We start from the raw sequence: 18,793 nt of genomic DNA, 5'->3' as shown, positions 1-18,793 counted from the left end.
ACAAATGAAGAAAATGTATCTGTTCGCCCTGACGGTGACACTTATCGTCACGTCCTGCGGGCAAAAGAAAGGGGAAGATATTCCCCTCGTGCGACCTGTGAAAACTGCCACCGTAAGTTCACAGTCGGTAATACTCAAAGACTTTTCCGGCATGGTGGAAGCGGTGGAATATGTGAAACTGGCATTTCGTGTCAGCGGACAAATCATCGACCTTCCGGTAGTGGAAGGACAAAGGGTCAGGAAAGGACAACTGATTGCCGCCATCGACCCGCGGGATATTTCCCTGCAATATGCCGCCGACAAGGCTGCCTATGAAACCGCTGCCGCCCAGGTGGAGCGCAACAAACGGCTGCTGGGCCGCCAAGCCATCTCCCTGCAGGAGTATGAAATAAGCGTAGCCAATTACCAGAAAGCCAAATCGGCCTACGAGCTGTCCACCAACAATATGCGCGATACGAAACTGCTCGCGCCCTTCGACGGCTCTATCGAAAAGCGCCTGGTAGAGAACTATCAGCGCGTCAATTCGGGAGAAGGGATTGTGCGGCTGGTAAATACGCAGAAACTGCGCATAAAATTTACTGTACCCGATGATTACCTGTACCTGCTTCGTGCCAAAGACGCCACATTCAAGGTGGAGTTCGATACGTACAAAGGCAATATATTCAATGCCAGACTGGAAGAGTATCTTGACATATCGACCGACGGCACGGGTATTCCGGTTACCATCACCATCGACGACCCCGCCTTCGACCGTGCCGTATACGATGTGAAACCCGGATTTACCTGCAACATCCGCCTCGCTTCGGACATCGCTCCCTTTATAGAAGAAAAACTGATGAATGTACCGCTGAGCGCCGTATTCGGTGACAGCGAAAACAAGAATACCTACGTATGGGTGGTGAAAGACAACAGGGTAAGCCGCCGCGAAGTAACCGTGTATTCGCCGACCGGTGAAGCCAATCTTCTTATCTCCAAAGGACTGAAACCGGATGAAACCGTTGTCATTGCCGGAGTGTACCAACTGGTAGAGGGACAGAGGGTAAAAGAGGTGGAATAACCGCTTTCCCTCTATCACTTCATAACTTTATCATCCCATTACCTTTTATATATGAACTTAGCCAAATATTCATTAGATAATACAAAGATTATCTATTTCTTCCTTGCCGTGCTGCTCATCGGCGGCATATTCTCATTCGGCCGTTTGGGGAAGAAAGAAGACGCACCCTTTGTCATCAAGACAGCGGTCATCATGACACGCTATCCCGGAGCCGAACCTGCCGAAGTGGAACGGCTCATTACCGAACCCATCTCCCGCGAAATACAGAGCATGAGCGGAGTGTACAAGATTAAGTCGGAATCCATGTACGGACTTTCCAAAATTACGTTCGAGCTACAGCCGTCGCTTTCCGCAGCATCTATCCCGCAGAAGTGGGACGAACTGCGCCGGAAGGTTCTCAACATACAGCCCCAACTTCCGGCAGGAGCTTCCGTACCGACGGTATCGGACGACTTCGGCGATGTATTCGGCATTTATTACGGACTGGTCGGCGACGACGGCTTCTCTTACGAAGAAATGCGCAACTGGGCGGAGCGTATCAAGACGCAGGTTATCACTGCCGAAGGAGTTATGAAAGTAGCCCTGTTCGGCACACAGACGGAAGTAATCAACATCTTTATCTCCGTAAACAAACTGGCGGGAATGGGCATCGACCCCAAACAGCTGGCAGGCTTGCTGCAATCGCAGAACCAGATTATCAATACGGGTGAAATCGGTGCAGGCGAACAGCAGTTGCGCATTGTGGCCAACGGTACTTATACCACCGTCAACGACATCCGCAACCAGACAATCACCACCCCCGGCGGGCAGGTCAAACTGGGCGATATAGCCGTCGTTGAAAAGGGATACATGGACCCGCCCGGCACCATCATGCACGTAAACGGAAAACGGGCCATCGGCATCGGCGTCTCCACCGACCCGCAGAAGGATGTGGTAAAAACCGGTGAGCTGGTAGACAAGAAGCTCGCCGAACTCTTGCCCCTCATCCCCGTAGGGTTGGAACTGGAAAGCCTTTACCCCGAAAACGTCATTGCCAAAGAAGCGAACAACGGGTTTATTATCAACCTGATAGAATCCATTCTGATTGTAATCGTCATCATCATGCTGGTAATGGGAATGCGCGCCGGCGTACTCATCGGCTCTTCACTGATATTTTCCATTGGCGGCACACTGCTCATCATGTCGTTCCTGGGAGTGGGACTGAACCGTACCTCGCTGGCAGGCTTTATCATCGCCATGGGAATGCTGGTGGATAACGCCATTGTGGTAACCGACAATGCACAGATTGCCATAGCCCGCGGCGTGAACAGACGGAAAGCGCTGATAGACGGCGCCACCGGTCCGCAATGGGGATTGCTGGGAGCAACCTTCATAGCCGTCTGCTCGTTCCTACCGCTTTATCTTGCACCGTCTTCCGTTGCCGAAATTGTAAAGCCGCTATTTATCGTACTGGCTATCTCACTGGGGCTGAGCTGGGTACTGGCATTGACGCAAACCACCACCTTCGGCAATTTCATACTGAAAGCCCAAACCGGCAACAGCGACAAAGACCCTTACGACAAGCCTTTCTACCATAAATTCGCATCCATCCTCAGCCTGCTGATACGCAAGAAAACGCTCACATTGGGAAGCATGGTCGTATTGTTCATCCTCTCCCTCGTCATCATGGGACTGATGCCTCAAAACTTCTTCCCTTCACTGGACAAGCCCTATTTCCGCGCCGATGTATTCTATCCCGACGGATACGGCATCCGCGATGTAGAGAAGGAAATGAAGAAAGTGGAAGCCCACCTGCTGGCACAGCCGGAAGTGAAACGGGTTTCCGTCACCTTCGGCAGCACCCCGCTGCGCTACTATCTGGCATCCACTTCCGTAGGTCCAAAACCCAACTTCGCCAACCTGCTGGTAGAAGTGACAGACAGCAAATACACCAAAGAATATGAAGAGAAGCTGGACAGCTATATGAAGGAGAACTATCCCAATGCCATCACCCGAACCACGCTCTTCAAACTCTCGCCTGCCGTAGACGCCGCCATCGAGATAGGCTTTATCGGCAATAGCACAGATACGCTGGTGGCGCTGACCAACCGGGTTTTAGAGATAATGCACCGCGACAAAGACCTTATCAATGTGCGCAACTCCTGGGGTAACAAGATTCCTGTCTGGAAACCCGTATACAGCCAGGAGCGTGCGCAACCGTTAGGCGTATCCCGCCAAAGCATGGCGCAGAGCATACAAATAGGGACAAACGGAATGACACTGGGCGAATACCGACAAGGCGACCAAGTGCTTCCTATCCTACTGAAAGACAACACAATCGGCGCGTTCCGCATTAACGACCTGCGCACGCTGCCCGTATTCGGAACTACGCGTGAAACCACCACGCTGGAGCAAGTGGTCAGTGAGTTCGACTACCAGTACAAGTTCTCCAACGTGAAGGACTACAACCGCCAGATGGTTATGATGGCGCAAGCCGACCCCCGCCGGGGCGTAAATGCCATTACCGCCTTTAACCGTGTGTGGGAGCAGGTGCAGAAAGAAATCGATGTTCCCGAAGGATATGCCATGAAATACTTCGGCGAACAGGAAAGCCAGGCCGAATCCAATGCCGCACTGGCAGCCAACATGCCGCTGACGTTTTTCCTGATGTTCGTCACCCTGCTGTTCCTGTTCAAAACCTACCGCAAACCCATCGTCATCCTGCTGATGCTTCCGCTTATCTTTATCGGCATCGTACTGGGACTGTTGCTGTTGGGCAAGACATTCGACTTTTTCGCCATCCTGGGCCTGTTGGGATTGATTGGAATGAACATCAAGAACGCCATTGTCCTCGTAGACCAGATTGATACGGAAACGGCCGCCGGAAAGGCACCGCGTGAAGCGGTTATCAGCGCAACGACCACCCGCATTGTTCCCGTAGCCATGGCATCGGGCACAACTATCCTGGGTATGCTGCCGTTACTGTTCGACGCCATGTTCGGTGGTATGGCGGCCACTATCATGGGCGGCCTGCTGGTAGCTTCGATACTCACCCTGTTTGTATTGCCCGTGGCTTACTGTGCGATACACCGGATAAAAGGATAGAAAGATTTGCGACTCGGCTATTTACGATTTACCATTTAATGATTTGACTATTTACGATTTGAATGATGAGAAAGATTATATTTATATTGTCAGTAATCAGCTTCGGTATAAGTGCCGCGGCACAAGAAAGCTATCTCAGCCGCGAGGCTTATCGGGACAAAGTGGAAGCATACAGCCAACTGCTGAAACAGCAACGCCTGAAAGCTACGGCAAGCACCGAAGCCCGCAAGATAGCACAGACTGGCTTCCTGCCCAAAATAGACATTACTGCCGAAGGAACTGCCAATCTGAGCCATCTGGATGCCTGGAACAGTCCGGCAGGACAGTACCGTCCTTACACCTATCAGGCATTGGCAACACTGGGACAGCCTCTTTACACAGGAGGTTCGCTCATGGCCCGGAAAAAGATTGCCAAAGCCGATGAAGAGCTGGACAAACTTGCCACAGAGCTGACCCTCGACCAGATACACTATCAGAGCGATGCGGTTTACTGGAATGCCTCGGCCGCATTGGCAACACTCAAAGCCGCCGCCCGTTTTGAAGGGATTGTCAGCCAACAGTACAACATCATTCAAGACAGGTTTAATGACGGAGCTATCAGCCGTACGGATTTACTGATGATTTCCACCCGTAAAAAAGAGGCCGAATTGCAGTATATCAAAGCCCGCCAGAACTATACCCTTGCCTTGCAGCAACTCAATATCCTGATGGGAGTGAAACCGGATGCCGCAGTAGACAGTCTTTGTGAAATCGGCATGCACTGTCCGCCCGTCGATTTACTGAGTCTTGACGAAGTATTGTCCCGCCGTGCGGACTATGCCGGAACCCATGTCAGTATCGCCAGGAGCGAAGCGCAACGCAAGGCAGCCCTCAGCCAGTATAATCCCCAACTCAGTATGTTCCTGGCAACCGGTTGGGACACCGGTATCGCCTATATGGGACAAGACGTGCCCCATACGCCCATTGCGGGAATCAACCTCAACATCCCCATTTTCCGATGGGGTGCACGCTTCAAGACCAACCGTCAGCAAAAGGCATATATAGGTATTCAAAAACTACAGCAAAGCTATGTGGCAGATACTATTTTAGAAGAGCTGTCCGCCGCTACCACCAAACTGACGGAAACGGAACAGCAGGTAAAGACAGCCTGGGAGAATATGGCGCTTGCCGAAGAGAATCTTGACCTGGTTACGTTCTCCTACAATGAAGGTAAGGCAAGCATGGTCGATGTGCTATCCGCACAGCTTTCGTGGACACAGGCCCAGACCAACCTTATCAACGCGCACCTTGCCGCAAAGATGGCAGTGGCTGAGTACAGGAAAGCTATCAGTGAATAAAGGCGGAAATAAAAAGGAGATGCGCCAAAACACTCGTTATTTGTGTTTTGACGCATTCCCTTTTTATATCTCAACTTTCTTATCCGAGGAACGAAATCAATACGCCCGCCGCCACCGCAGAACCGATGACGCCGGAAATATTACTGGACATACAGTAATTCAGTACGTGGTTCTTAGGGTCGTACTTGGTAGCGATTTCATTGCATACGCGGCTTGCCATAGGCACGGCGCTCAATCCCGTCGCACCAATCAGCGGATTAATCTTCTTCTTGGAGAACAGATTGAACAGTTTCACAAAGAAGATACCACCCGAAATGGACAAGGCAAATGCAAGGAAGCCGCCGACAACGATGCCGATAGTGGTCCAGTTGAGGAATGCCTCGCTCGTCATGGTAGCGCCCACACTCAGTCCGAGGAAGATGGTTGCCGCATTCATAATGCTGTTGGCTGCCGCATCGAACAGACGGCTGGTATCGGAACCGATTTCCTTAATCAGGTTACCGAACATCAGCATACCAATCAAAGGCACTGCCGTCGGCACGAAGAGAGCTACAATGGTAGTAACGGCAATTGGGAAAATAATCTTCAGTACACGCAGATTCTTTATCTCGGTTTTTGACGGATAGAGCTTTTCCTGCTCCTTCATGTTAATCATCAGTTCCTTCTTGCTGCAGAGCAGTTTCACAACCAATGGAATGATAACCGGAACCAATGCCATGTACGAATAAGCCGCAATGGCGATAGGGCCCAGCAGATGCGGAGCGAGCTTAATGGTGGTGAAGATAGCCGTAGGACCGTCCGCACCGCCGATAATACCCAATGCACCGGCTTCCTGCGGCGTGAATCCCATCATTACGGCACACAACAGTACGGTAAAGATACCGAGCTGCGCAGCCGCACCGAATATGGAAAGACGCAGATTGCGGAGCATCGGTCCGAAGTCCGTCAGCGCACCCACCCCCATAAAGATGACAGGCGGCAGAAATCCGGTCTTTATCAGCATATAGTAGATGAAGTTCATCAGTCCGAGGTCGTGTGCAATCTCGTGCAACGGCATTTCCCAGATGTTCTTCAACACTCCGTTCACCATTACCATGCCGTTTTCATCTGCCTGGATAACCCCCATGTCGCCACCGGGGAAATTGGCAATGAGCACACCGAAAGCAATGGGAACCAGCAACAGCGGTTCGTAATGCTTCCTGATGCCCAGATACAGCAAAATAAAGGCAATGGCATACATTATAAGGAACGACGGATCGGCAATGATATTGCTGAACGCCGTCATATCATAGAGTTTCGCAAATATATCTTCCATCATCCAATCTTCATTAATACATCATCTTCAGAAACAGAATCACCCGGATTGACGCAGATAGCGGTCACCGTTCCGCTGAAGTCGGCACGGATGGCATTATAGGTTTTCATGGCCTCGATGTAGCAAAGCAGGTCGCCCTCCTTCACTTTATCTCCTACCTTGAGGGGAGTTTCCTGTGCATTCTTGGTCAGGAAGAACTTGCCTTCGAGCGGAGCAGCCACTTCCTGCCCTTCACCGGCGGGAGCGGTAATCTTGTCGGTGGCGGAAGCCGGCAGGTCGATGTCGCCGTAAGCCACCGTCACGCGATAAGCCTGTCCGTCCACCTGCACGGTGAGCGTCTTGGGTTTGGCATCGTCCAGAGGGGATTTGTCGCGTTCGGCACGGCGTTTCTCTACATCGGCAAGGAAATCCTCTTTCGCCTTGCCACTCTTGTAAGCCTCGTACTGTGCCGGGTGCATGGCGTATTCAAAGAGTTCTTCATCATCTTCGCCAAGTTCCCACTTGTTTTCCTTCATCAGCTTGCGATACTTGTCGAGTGCATCGGGATAGTTGTCCTGCGGATTGCCGTTGAAGAACTTACGTCCTTCGCGTTCCGCCTTTTCAACGAGTTCGGGAGCGAGTTCGCCCGGCAGCTTGCCTGCCTTGCCTAACAGCATGTCCCAAATATCGTCGGCTATCATACCCCAACGCTCTTTTCCTTTCTCCATGGCCATGACGTTCATCATGGAAAGGTTCTTGACGTACTGGCTGAACGGAGTCACCAACGGTGGATAACCCACGCGCGGCCATACGTATGCCACTTCGTTGAAGAGTTTGATAAGCAGTTCGTCCTGCTTCATAAACGGCAGGTTGCGTTTGGCCTTGTACTTGTTGATAGATTCCAGATTGGATTCCAGGTCCGCCATCAGGCTTCCCATCATGCCGCCCGGAAGTCCCGGACCAATCAGCAACGAGTTCATCAGGCGGTTCTTCGGGCTGATGTACAGACCGAGGAAATCATCCATAAACTCCTGGATAAGTGCACGTACTTTCATGTACGCTTCCATATTGATTTCGGGTACCTTGAAACCGGCATCCTTCAGCATAGCCTGCACGCTGAGCAGGTCGGCATGTCCCGTACCCCATGAAAGCGGCTCCATACCCACGTCGATATAGTCGCAGCCGGCCTCACAAACCGCAAGGATGCTTGCCATGTTGAAACCGGGTCCCGCATGGCTGTGATACTGGATGGGAATGTCCGGATGAGCAGCCTTGATGTTTGCCACAATCTTGCCCAAAGATACCGGACGGCCGATACCTGCCATATCCTTGATACAGATTTCGTCTGCACCCAGCTTGATAAGCTTCAATGCCATATCCGTATAATATTCCACAGTATGGATAGGCGAATGGGTGATACAGAGCGAACACTGCGAAATCATTCCCGCCTCGTGCGCATAAGTGATGGAAGGAGCGATGTTACGTATATCGTTCAGTCCGCAGAAAGTACGTGTGATGTCCGTACCCTGCGCCTTCTTCACTTTATAAAACAGCTTGCGCACATCGGCAGGCACGGGGCTCATGCGCAGGCCGTTCAGTGCACGGTCCAACATATGTGTCTGTATACCGGCTTCGTGGAACGGCTTCGTCCACTCGCGCACAGCTTTATTGGGGTTCTCGCCAAACAATAGATTTACCTGTTCAAAACCGCCGCCATTCGTTTCTACACGAGCGAAACATCCCATCTCGACAATGGCAGGCGCTACCTTTACCAGCTGGTCTACACGGGGCACATATTTTCCGGCACTTTGCCACATATCCCTGAATACCAAGCTGAACTTAATTTCTTTTTTCATACCAAATTATTCCTGTGTGTGTTTATATAAGATTAGTTATTTCAGAGTTTCTCCACTTTCGCAACTTTACCCTTGCCTTGCGTCACTACCGTAACCGCCGCACTGATAGCCGCCATGATGTTGCCGGGAACAGCCGCAGGAGCATTTGCCGCCTGTTTGGCAGGAGCGACCTCTTCGGGTGCATATTTATTCACAAGGGCGATAAGTCCCTTTCCCAAGTAGATTACAATCAGCAGGATGGCAAAGACCGTTGCCATACCCACTATCATTAGCAGGAGCGCTATGTTCAAGTTTTCCATATTATAAATTATTAGTTATTCTATCAGATTTGCAAAAAATCGTCCGAAATTAGTAATAATAGACGAGAATATAGAATATTACAATGATAAATTATGCTAAAATAAAAGTAAGAAAAGAGCAAGTAGCCGGTCACTACATATCTTCCAACGACAAACAAACCGTCTCAATCCGGTACTTCGGCAATAGCTTTTTCTTTAAATGTTCCACTTTTCCAGCCAGCAGTTCCGGTTTGAAGTTTTTCTTTTGCCGCTTCACTTCTGCCGCCACAGCTTGATTTTTCTCCAATTTCAGAGCAATAATATCAATTTCATTCTGATTGCCCTTCGGCTCCCACCACGAACCTATAGCCCGATATTGGAAACTTTCGGCAAACTGCTGTTTGAAATATCTTTCCAGCATGATACCTGAATAAGTTGAATAGTCGGATTTGATGATGGTCTGCAAACCGATAAAGTTCTTAATCTCTATCAGAGAACGGTAGCGGTCGAAATAGTTAAACCAAAACCGGATGAAATTATCTTGTATTTCATACCTTACAGTTTGACTTCCTTCTTTTGCCAATAAAGGACGCTGGCGGACAATGATGTTGTAATCCTCAATCAACCGCTTTATTTGACCGCCTATGCTTTTGTCTCCCAAAGCTGCTTCTATTTCGGGTTGCGTATTAATGCCACCGGAAATAGCACTTAAGATAGAAAAATAAGTGGCATAGTTTTTCCCGAACTCTTCCACCAGCAGATTTTTTCCTTCATCGGTAAAAGAAGAGTTCTCCCGAACCATAAATGAAATCATCCCGTCTACACTCAATTCGGTGTTGTCACAAAGCAGTTCAACATATTTCGGAACACCCCCTGTAAAAGAATAGAGGGCAAGCAAATCATCATTGCTGTAATCGGGATTGTAATCAAAGATAATCTCTTTCAATGTAGCCAAATCAAAAGCAGACAGTTTAATGATATTATCAGCTCTACCGAACAAGGGCTCTTTATTGTTCTGAAATATTTTCTGCATCAACGAATAAACGGAACCCGATACAATCAAATTCATCTTAGATTTCTTCCGATAGGTATCCCAAATGTTTTGCATATCGCTATATACCGATTCATTGATGTTATAGAACTCCTGAAACTCATCGATAACCAGGTTGAACGGTTTCTGGGAAGACAGTTCCATCAGATACTGAAATAATGACCGGAAAGTACGTATTTCCATTGGAACAAATACATCAAGCGATTGGCCGATAACCGGAATAAATTCAGAACAAAGCGTTGCTTCACTTTTACGCCCCACAAACAGATAAACGGTTGGCATATCTTCAACTGCTTTCATTATAAGGCTTGTTTTACCAATCCTTCTTCTTCCGGTTACCACTGTTAAGCGTGAATGGTCGCTGAAAGACAAATCGCGTATCCGCCGCAGCTCCGCCAACTCGCTTTTCCTATTATAAAATTTCATATTTCCAATTTTGTTACGGCTGTAACTGTTACAGCGGTTACAAAGATATAAGAAATTATCTATATATACTCTGCTTTTTCATTTTTCCAAAAGATTTATGCGAATTACCGTATTTCATTCTTGGGGTATCTATTTTTAGTATCTCCATTTTTTTACCACATCCATTCACTTTTCCTCTACCATTCATCCCCCCACTTCGGAATACATTCTGAAAGGGTGGCATGTCAAAATTAAAATTCGTTTACTTTTTGTTTCTTTTTAGACACAGAATACGCGGATTTCACGGAAAAAGAATAAAAAAAATCTGTGCCTTCCGTGTAATCCGCGTAATCCTTTAGATTTGCGTACCTAAAAAACATCAAGTGTATTTTAACACCCTTCTGTCATTGCGTAATAGTATCTATTTACTTAGAACTCGCTTGTAAAGTGGAACTTGATATGCTTGAAATCCATCTGCGCCATCTGCAGTACGTAGCCGCTGTCTGCAAGGAACACATCCCTGCCCTCACGGTCTTTCGCCATATACTGGTACTTGCGTTTCTTGAACGCTTCCAGTTCGGCAGGGTCATCACTTTCAATCCAGCAGGCCTTGTAAAGACTCAACGGCTCCCAACGGCATTTGGCACTGTACTCATTTTCCAGACGGTATTGGATTACCTCGAACTGCAACTGCCCTACCGTACCGATAATCTTGCGTCCGTTAAACTGGTTGACAAACAACTGCGCTACACCTTCGTCCATCAACTGGTCGATACCTTTGGCAAGCTGCTTCTGTTTCATCGGGTCGGCATTCTCGATATACTTGAACATCTCGGGCGAGAAGCTCGGCAGTCCGCGGAAGTGAAGCATCTCACCCTCCGTCAGCGTATCGCCGATTTTGAACGTACCGTTGTCCGGCAAACCGATGATATCTCCCGCCCACGCCTCATCGATGGTAGTCTTGCGCTGCGCCATAAACTGCGTAGGCGACGAGAAACGCATAGTCTTGCCATGACGCACATGCAGGTAGGGCGTATTACGGGTGAACTTACCGGAACATATCTTGCAGAATGCGATACATGAGCGGTGGTTCGGGTCGATATTGGCGGTAATCTTAAAGATAAAGCCTGTGAATTTAGGCTCTTCCGGTTCTACTTCGCGTTCTTCCGCCTTCACGGGACGGGGACTGGGAGCAATCTCCACAAAGCAGTCCAGCAACTCCTGCACACCGAAGTTATTCAGGGCGGAGCCGAAGAACACGGGAGCCAATTCACCTTTCAGATACTCCTCTACCTGAAATTCGGGATACACACCGTCTATCAGTTCCAGTTCGCCGCGCAGCTTGTCCGCCAGTGCCGAACCGATCTGATTATCCAGTTCTTCCGTATTTATATCTACTTCCACCTTTTCCGTCACCACCTGCTTGGAAGGCTGGTAAAGATTGAGATTGCGTTCATAGATGTTGTAAACTCCCTTGAAACGGGGACCGCTCTCGATAGGCCACGTCAGCGGGCGGACGTGGATGGAGAGTTCCTCCTCCAGCTCATCCAGCAAGTCGAACGGGTCTTTTGCCTCACGGTCCATCTTATTGATGAAGATAATCACCGGAGTGTTGCGCATGCGGCAGACTTCCATCAGCTTGCGTGTCTGTGTTTCCACACCTTTCGCACCGTCCACCACGATGATAACGCTGTCCACCGCCGTCAGTGTGCGGTAGGTATCTTCGGCAAAGTCCTGGTGACCCGGAGTATCGAGGATATTGATTTTGTAATCGTGATAGTCGAACTCCATTACGGAAGTGGTTACGGAGATACCACGCTGTTTTTCAATATCCATCCAGTCTGACGTTGCCGTCTTCTTTATCTTGTTGCTCTTTACCGCACCCGCCACCTGAATCTGACCGCCAAACAGCAGCAGCTTTTCAGTCAACGATGTCTTACCGGCGTCCGGATGGGCGATAATCGCAAAGGTTCGTCTTCTCGCTATTTCTTGATTACTTGCCATATATATAAGGTATAATATTCAAATAAGTATTATTTTGCTTACTGCGCCAGCCTATCGATGCAGACCTGCAAGCTATCCTCCCAATGGGGAATCTCGATACCGAAAGTCTTTTTAATCTTCGTCTTATCCAATACGGAATACTGAGGACGCGGAGCTTTGGCCGGATACTCGTCCGTATGCAACGGGCTGACTTTACACGAGGTAATGCCCGCCATGCGGTGAATGGCCACCGTAAAATCATACCAGGAGCATACTCCCTCGTTACTGAAATGATAAATACCAGGGACGATGCCCTGATTGACAGCCGCAAAGATGGCACGTGCCAAATCGTTGGCATAAGTCGGCGTACCGATTTGGTCGAAAACAACTCCCAACCGCTCGCGTTCATTACCCAGACGAATCATGGTCTTTACAAAATTATTGCCGTAAATGGAATATAACCATGCCGTACGGATAACCATCGCACGGCTGCACTTCTCCATAACAGCCTGCTCACCTGCCAGTTTTGTAGAGCCGTAAACGGAGTTGGGGCAAGGAGTGACTTCTTCCGTATAAGGAATATGGCCGATTCCGTCGAACACGTAATCCGTAGAGACCTGTATCATGGCAGCACCGCAAGCCTCGGCGGCGGCAGCCAGATAGCCGGGAGCTATATGGTTCAGTTTATTGCAAAGTTCGGGATTGTCTTCTGCCTTGTCCACTGCCGTATAAGCGGCACAATTCACAATAACATCCACCCGATTATCGGTCACGAATGCACGTATGGCCTGTTCATCACATATATCCAGTTCCTGCACATCTGTAAAAAAGTAAGTGTGTTGCTGATTTTCAGCAGAGAGCACCCGCATCTCATTGCCAAGCTGACCGTTGGCACCGGTTACTAATATATTCATCTTAACAGTTACTATTTATTCCCTATGGTTATGATACCTCTTTTATCTTCAACACACAGGTACGTTGACTATTTTCAGTTTTCTATTTATTACCCGACTTATTACCCTGCTTCATGCAGACATTCCGTCAGTCATTATCCAGTTTCAACTCGCCTTTCCTCTCTTTGTCGTAATAATTGGCAAGCAGGGAAAGAAAACTGCTGATGGCTTCTATCGCCTTGGCAGTGCCCTGGCTGATTTCCTTTTTCTGCAAACGCAGCAGCAGTATGCCGTAAAGCGCCTCAAAACAGGTCTCCAATTCGGATTCTTCCGTTTGTCCGCTCTTTTGCCGCAATTCCACAATAAAAGGCAACGCTTTGAAATATGCCGCATTATAAAAGGGATACTTCGTGGAAGCCAGCAAATCGGCATGCAGGTCCGTAAGGTTGCGGATAACGTTGCGGTTAATCTGCAAATGCCCTTTCTCCGTCACCCCCTCGGCACGCATCATATCGGCAAGATTGCCGTACCACTCCTCCAGAGCCGCATGTTCTTCGGCAGGATAACGGGAGATGACGTTGCTGCGAATCAAGTCTATATCGCACTTGTTAGCACGAAGCAAATCCTCTACTTGCCACATATATATAAGGTATTCGGCAATATTCTTCTCTTTCAGTTGCTGTGAAATCTTCACGTTGAGATGATTTATGATTTATAATTTATATTCTTCACCAAGATACCGCGGTCCGCTCCCGTAACTAATAGAGCGATTCGCCCATCAGCGTAAACACCAGTCCGAATGCAGATACTACCATGACAATGCCGCCGATAATACGGTTCAATATCCAAATGCCGCGTAAATTGAATTGCGTACGGACCTTGTTGACAAAAAAGGTAATTCCAAACCACCACGTCAATGCTCCCAAAGCAATGGCAAGATACCCCGTAACGGCCTCAAAGACCAACACGCCTTCGCTTACAAAAGCAAAGCGCGCAAAAAGGCCTACAAAAAGAAATATGATAAGCGGATTGGAGAGAGTGACAGCGAACGCTGTGATAAAATTGTGAAAATAAGACCCCTTGCTGGTAGATACCGGACGAATGGACTGCACCGGATTACTGCGGAATGTATAGATACCGAATATCAGCAGCAGGATACTCCCGAACAGTTGCAGATAGAAGATATTCTTGTTGACATAATCGAATACGAAACTCATTCCGTAGCCTGTCAGCAAAGCATAGGCAATATCACTCAACGAGGCGCCTATACCGGTCACAAAACCATACCAACGCCCTTTGTTCAAAGTACGCTGAATGCACAATACTCCTACGGGGCCCAACGGTGCAGATACGATAACACCTATTATGAACCCTTTCCATAATATGTCAAGTATGGTCTCTATCTGAATCATGCCTGCAAATATCGGACTTTTTTATGAGACAACCGAATAGAGTTAACGTTTTTTCGTCAGAAAAGGAGTTTAGATACAAAGTCAATCATCCGGCGGGGCGGACTTCCCCCGTTCCACTGAAGTTTTTTATTTCCTTTTCTTTCTCCCACCCGACGATTTTCTTTATCTTTGCGCCAAAAGCAAAGGTAAACTGCATCCCGGCATAAAAAAACAGACAAGTTCGTTTTATTCTGCCTCCGGTTTGCACTATCTTTGCACCCAGGAAGAAAAGAGAAGAAGCTAACTGACAGACAATAGAATAGTTTCAATCACAAAGTAGCAAATCGTAAACTCTTAAATAAAAGTATGATTCTTTTTTTCAGAACACCATCCAAGAGCGTGATTGCCGTAGAATGCGACCACGAACTTACCCAGGCAGACAGCGACAAACTCTGCTGGCTTTTTGGAGAAGCCACCCCCGAAAGTGAAGACAACCTGAAAGGACATTTCGTAGGTCCGCGCCGCGAGATGATTACTCCCTGGAGTACCAATGCTGTGGAAATCACCCAGAACATGGGTCTGAACGGTATCACCCGTATCGAAGAATATTTCCCTGTGAAAGATGAAAATGCAGACCACGACCCGATGCTGCAACGTATGTATAAAGGTCTGGACCAAAACGTATTTACGACCAACCGCCAGCCGGAACCGATTATTCACATTGACGATCTGGAAGCATACAACGAAAAAGAAGGTCTGGCGCTCTCCAAAGAAGAGATGGACTACCTCAAGAAAGTGGAGAAAGACCTGGGACGTCCGCTAACCGACTCCGAGGTATTCGGTTTTGCGCAAATCAACTCCGAGCACTGCCGTCACAAAATTTTCGGCGGCACATTCATCATTGACGGAGTGGAGCAGGAATCTTCCCTCTTCCAGATGATTAAAAAGACCACTCAGGAAAATCCGAACAAGATTATATCGGCCTATAAAGATAATGTTGCCTTTGCCGAAGGTCCGGTTATCGAGCAGTTTGCCCCGGCAGACCACTCCAAGCCCGACTTCTTCCAGATAAAGGACATCAAGAGTGTTATCTCCCTGAAAGCCGAAACCCACAACTTCCCTACCACCGTAGAGCCTTTCAACGGTGCATCTACCGGTACGGGCGGTGAAATCCGCGACCGTATGGGCGGCGGTAAAGGCTCATGGCCTATTGCCGGAACAGCCGTATACATGACTTCCTACCCCCGCACGGACGAGGACCGTCCCTGGGAAGAGATACTTCCGGTGCGCAAATGGCTGTACCAGACTCCCGAACAAATCCTGATCAAGGCATCCAACGGCGCCAGCGATTTCGGAAACAAGTTCGGCCAGCCGCTGATTTGCGGTTCCGTACTCACCTTTGAACACAAAGAGAAAGATGAGGTGTACGGTTACGACAAAGTCATCATGCTTGCTGGCGGTGTGGGATACGGTACACAACGCGACTGCCTGAAAGGCGCTCCCGAAGCCGGCAACAAGGTTGTCGTGATCGGTGGCGACAACTACCGCATCGGTTTGGGCGGCGGTTCCGTGTCATCCGTAGATACGGGACGCTACAGCAGCGGCATCGAGCTGAATGCCGTACAGCGTGCCAATGCAGAGATGCAGAAACGTGCTTACAACGTAGTACGTGCGCTTTGCGAAGAAGACACCAACCCGGTGGTTTCCATCCACGACCACGGTTCTGCCGGACATGTAAACTGCCTGTCCGAGCTGGTAGAAGAGTGCGGCGGACTTATCGACATGAGCAAGCTGCCTATCGGCGACAAGACTTTGTCTGCCAAAGAAATCATAGCCAACGAAAGTCAGGAGCGCATGGGTCTGCTGATTCAGGAAGAGGCCATCGAACACGTACGTAAGGTAGCCGAACGCGAACGCGCTCCGATGTATGTAGTCGGTGAAACCACCGGCGACCACCGCTTCGCTTTCCAGCAAGCCGACGGCGTACGCCCGTTCGACCTTGCCGTAGAACAGATGTTCGGCTCTTCACCCAAAACCTATATGGTGGACAAGACCGTAGAACGTCATTATGAAATGCCGGAATACGAATTGTCGCAACTGCACGAATACCTTACCAACGTACTCCAACTGGAAGCCGTTGCCTGCAAAGACTGGTTGACAAACAAGGTAGACCGTTCCGTAACAGGTAAGATTGCCCGCCAGCAATGCCAGGGCGAACTCCAGTTGCCGTTGAGCGACTGCGGTGTCGTAGCTTTGGACTATCGCGGCGAAAAAGGTATCGCAACTTCTTTGGGACATGCTCCGCAGGCAGCCCTTGCCGACCCGGCAGCGGGTTCTATCCTCTCCGTCAGCGAAGCGTTGACCAACCTGATCTGGGCTCCGCTTGCCGAAGGTCTGGACAGCGTGTCCCTGTCAGCCAACTGGATGTGGCCGTGCCGCTCGCAAGAGGGTGAGGACGCACGTCTTTATACGGCAGTAAAGGCATTGAGCGACTTCTGCTGCGCCCTGCAAATCAATGTTCCCACGGGTAAGGACTCTTTGTCCATGACGCAGAAATACCCCGACGGCAGCAAAGTCATCGCTCCGGGTACGGTTATTGTATCTGCAGGCGGCGAGGTTTCAGATGTGAAGAAAGTGGTATCTCCCGTGCTTGTCAACGATGAGAAAACCACGCTGTACCATATCGACTTCAGTTTCGACAAGCTGAAGCTGGGCGGCTCCGCCTTCGCACAGTCATTGGGTAAAGTAGGCGACGAAGTACCTTGCGTACAAGATGCCGAATACTTCCGTGACGCTTTCCTGGCTGTACAGGAATTAATCAACAAGGGACTTGTTCTTGCCGGACACGACATTTCGGCCGGCGGTCTTATCACTACGTTGCTCGAAATGTGCTTCGCCAATGTAGAGGGCGGTATGGAAATCAACCTCGACAAGATGAAAGAGCAGGACCTCGTCAAGATATTGTTTGCCGAGAACCCGGGTATCGTTATCCAGGTGAGCAACAAGCATAAGGAAGAAGTCAAGAAGATACTGGAAGATGCCGGTGTAGGCTATATCAAAATCGGTAAGCCGACCGACGAACGTCATATTCTCGTAAGCAAAGACGGCGCTACCTACCAGTTCGGTGTGGACTACATGCGCGATGTCTGGTACTCTTCATCGTATCTGCTGGACCGCAAACAGTCCATGAACGGGTGCGCTAAGAAGCGTTTCGAGAACTACAAGATGCAACCGTTGGATTTGGTGTTCCGGCCTGAATTCAAGGGTAAACTTTCGCAATACGGCCTCGACCCGAACCGTCGTACCCCGACCGGTATCCATGCCGCCATTATCCGCGAAAAGGGAACCAACGGCGAACGCGAAATGGCCTATTCACTCTATCTTGCCGGCTTCGATGTGAAAGACGTAACCATGACCGACCTCATCAGCGGACGTGAAACGCTGGAAGACGTAAACATGGTGGTTTATTGCGGCGGCTTCTCCAACTCCGACGTATTAGGCTCCGCCAAAGGTTGGGCAGGCGCTTTCCTCTTCAACCCGAAAGCCAAAGAGGCGCTCGACAAGTTCTATGCACGCGAAGACACGCTGTCTCTCGGCGTATGCAACGGTTGCCAGCTTATGATGGAATTAGGCCTCATCACTCCCGACCACGAAAAGAAGGGAAAGATGCTGCATAATGATTCCCATAAATTCGAATCGACCTTTATCGGCCTGACTATCCCTACCAACCGCAGCGTAATGTTCGGCTCTTTGAGTGGCAGCAAGCTCGGTATCTGGGTGGCACACGGAGAAGGAAAATTCTCATTGCCTTACGATGAGGACAAATACAATGTAGTGGCAAAATATACCTACGACGAATATCCGGGCAATCCGAACGGCTCCGACTACTCCGTTGCGGCAATAGCCAGCACCGACGGACGCCACCTGGCCATCATGCCTCACCTGGAACGCTCCATCTTCCCGTGGCAAAACGGCTACTATCCGCAAGACCGCGTTCACAGCGACCAGGTTACCCCATGGATAGAGGCATTTGTCAACGCACGCAAGTGGGTGGAAGAAAAGACTGGGAAATAACCACGTGTAAAACTATAATGCAATAATGGATAATGTGCCAAAGACTCTGCTTTTGCAGGAGCTTTGGCACATTTCTTATATCTCCACACC

The 18,793-nt window shown here is 49.3% G+C and carries 12 protein-coding genes; 4 read left to right on the top strand and 8 right to left on the bottom strand.

Features of this window, described 5'->3' with window-relative positions:
* Nucleotides 1-4 precede the first annotated feature (4 nt).
* The 3 genes from AB5903_RS07200 (at nt 5) to AB5903_RS07190 (ending at nt 5,478) form a co-directional block, all read left to right on the top strand.
* A complete protein-coding gene (locus tag AB5903_RS07200) occupies nt 5-1,057 on the top strand; it encodes an efflux RND transporter periplasmic adaptor subunit (protein ID WP_005654627.1) in 1,053 nt (350 codons plus the stop codon).
* A gap of 51 nt (nt 1,058-1,108) precedes the next feature.
* On the top strand, nt 1,109-4,141 hold the full coding sequence (locus AB5903_RS07195; RefSeq protein WP_368117717.1) for an efflux RND transporter permease subunit: 3,033 nt from the start codon (nt 1,109-1,111) through the stop codon (nt 4,139-4,141).
* 62 nt (nt 4,142-4,203) lie between these two features.
* The gene (locus AB5903_RS07190; RefSeq protein ID WP_034535888.1) at nt 4,204-5,478 is read left to right on the top strand and encodes a TolC family protein; all 1,275 of its coding nucleotides are present in this window, start codon (nt 4,204-4,206) and stop codon (nt 5,476-5,478) included.
* Nucleotides 5,479-5,557: 79 nt separating this feature from the next.
* On the opposite strand, the gene AB5903_RS07185 is transcribed toward AB5903_RS07190, so the two are convergent.
* The 8 genes from AB5903_RS07185 to AB5903_RS07150 form a co-directional block, all read right to left on the bottom strand.
* Complete coding sequence (locus AB5903_RS07185; RefSeq protein WP_016661442.1) at nt 5,558-6,793, bottom strand: sodium ion-translocating decarboxylase subunit beta; 1,236 nt, start codon at nt 6,791-6,793, stop codon at nt 5,558-5,560.
* The gene (locus AB5903_RS07180) at nt 6,793-8,628 is read right to left on the bottom strand and encodes a biotin/lipoyl-containing protein (RefSeq protein WP_016661443.1); all 1,836 of its coding nucleotides are present in this window, start codon (nt 8,626-8,628) and stop codon (nt 6,793-6,795) included. Before AB5903_RS07180 ends, AB5903_RS07185 begins: the two co-directional genes overlap by 1 nt.
* A gap of 41 nt (nt 8,629-8,669) precedes the next feature.
* The gene (locus AB5903_RS07175) at nt 8,670-8,927 is read right to left on the bottom strand and encodes an OadG family protein (RefSeq protein ID WP_016661444.1); all 258 of its coding nucleotides are present in this window, start codon (nt 8,925-8,927) and stop codon (nt 8,670-8,672) included.
* 133 nt (nt 8,928-9,060) lie between these two features.
* Nucleotides 9,061-10,383: an ATP-binding protein gene (locus AB5903_RS07170; RefSeq protein ID WP_005654612.1), complete on the bottom strand. Its 1,323-nt coding sequence runs from the start codon at nt 10,381-10,383 to the stop codon at nt 9,061-9,063.
* Nucleotides 10,384-10,791: 408 nt separating this feature from the next.
* A complete protein-coding gene (locus tag AB5903_RS07165; protein ID WP_005657707.1) occupies nt 10,792-12,366 on the bottom strand; it encodes a peptide chain release factor 3 in 1,575 nt (524 codons plus the stop codon).
* 38 nt (nt 12,367-12,404) lie between these two features.
* Nucleotides 12,405-13,259 (bottom strand): dTDP-4-dehydrorhamnose reductase, encoded by an 855-nt coding sequence (rfbD, locus tag AB5903_RS07160; protein WP_005657709.1) that lies wholly within the window; start codon nt 13,257-13,259, stop codon nt 12,405-12,407.
* 127 nt (nt 13,260-13,386) lie between these two features.
* A complete protein-coding gene (locus tag AB5903_RS07155) occupies nt 13,387-13,932 on the bottom strand; it encodes a DUF4924 family protein (RefSeq protein WP_005657711.1) in 546 nt (181 codons plus the stop codon).
* Between the two features lie 64 nt (nt 13,933-13,996).
* Nucleotides 13,997-14,650: a LysE family translocator gene (locus AB5903_RS07150; protein WP_005657713.1), complete on the bottom strand. Its 654-nt coding sequence runs from the start codon at nt 14,648-14,650 to the stop codon at nt 13,997-13,999.
* A 345-nt stretch (nt 14,651-14,995) separates the two neighbouring features.
* On the opposite strand from AB5903_RS07150, the gene purL reads away from it, so the two are divergent.
* Nucleotides 14,996-18,703 carry a phosphoribosylformylglycinamidine synthase gene (gene purL / locus AB5903_RS07145; protein ID WP_368117716.1) on the top strand — a complete coding sequence of 1,236 codons (3,708 nt, stop codon included), beginning with the start codon at nt 14,996-14,998 and terminating at the stop codon, nt 18,701-18,703.
* The last annotated feature ends 90 nt before the right edge of the window (nt 18,704-18,793 follow it).

The sequence above is a fragment of the Bacteroides sp. 2201st1_D9_2201SCRN_220225 genome (assembly GCF_040928965.1).
Classification (GTDB): Bacteria; Bacteroidota; Bacteroidia; order Bacteroidales; family Bacteroidaceae; genus Bacteroides; species Bacteroides stercoris.
This window is presented reverse-complemented; position numbering and strand designations above follow the sequence as displayed.

Coding starts and splice junctions, on each gene's coding strand:
- AB5903_RS07195 (WP_368117717.1), top strand. CDS start 1,109: ATGAACTTAGCCAAATATTCATTAGATAATACAAAGATTATCTATTTC.
- purL (WP_368117716.1), top strand. CDS start 14,996: ATGATTCTTTTTTTCAGAACACCATCCAAGAGCGTGATTGCCGTAGAA.
- rfbD (WP_005657709.1), bottom strand. CDS start 13,259: ATGAATATATTAGTAACCGGTGCCAACGGTCAGCTTGGCAATGAGATG.
- AB5903_RS07170 (WP_005654612.1), bottom strand. CDS start 10,383: ATGAAATTTTATAATAGGAAAAGCGAGTTGGCGGAGCTGCGGCGGATA.
- AB5903_RS07165 (WP_005657707.1), bottom strand. CDS start 12,366: ATGGCAAGTAATCAAGAAATAGCGAGAAGACGAACCTTTGCGATTATC.
- AB5903_RS07180 (WP_016661443.1), bottom strand. CDS start 8,628: ATGAAAAAAGAAATTAAGTTCAGCTTGGTATTCAGGGATATGTGGCAA.
- AB5903_RS07175 (WP_016661444.1), bottom strand. CDS start 8,927: ATGGAAAACTTGAACATAGCGCTCCTGCTAATGATAGTGGGTATGGCA.
- AB5903_RS07185 (WP_016661442.1), bottom strand. CDS start 6,793: ATGGAAGATATATTTGCGAAACTCTATGATATGACGGCGTTCAGCAAT.
- AB5903_RS07200 (WP_005654627.1), top strand. CDS start 5: ATGAAGAAAATGTATCTGTTCGCCCTGACGGTGACACTTATCGTCACG.
- AB5903_RS07150 (WP_005657713.1), bottom strand. CDS start 14,650: ATGATTCAGATAGAGACCATACTTGACATATTATGGAAAGGGTTCATA.
- AB5903_RS07190 (WP_034535888.1), top strand. CDS start 4,204: ATGATGAGAAAGATTATATTTATATTGTCAGTAATCAGCTTCGGTATA.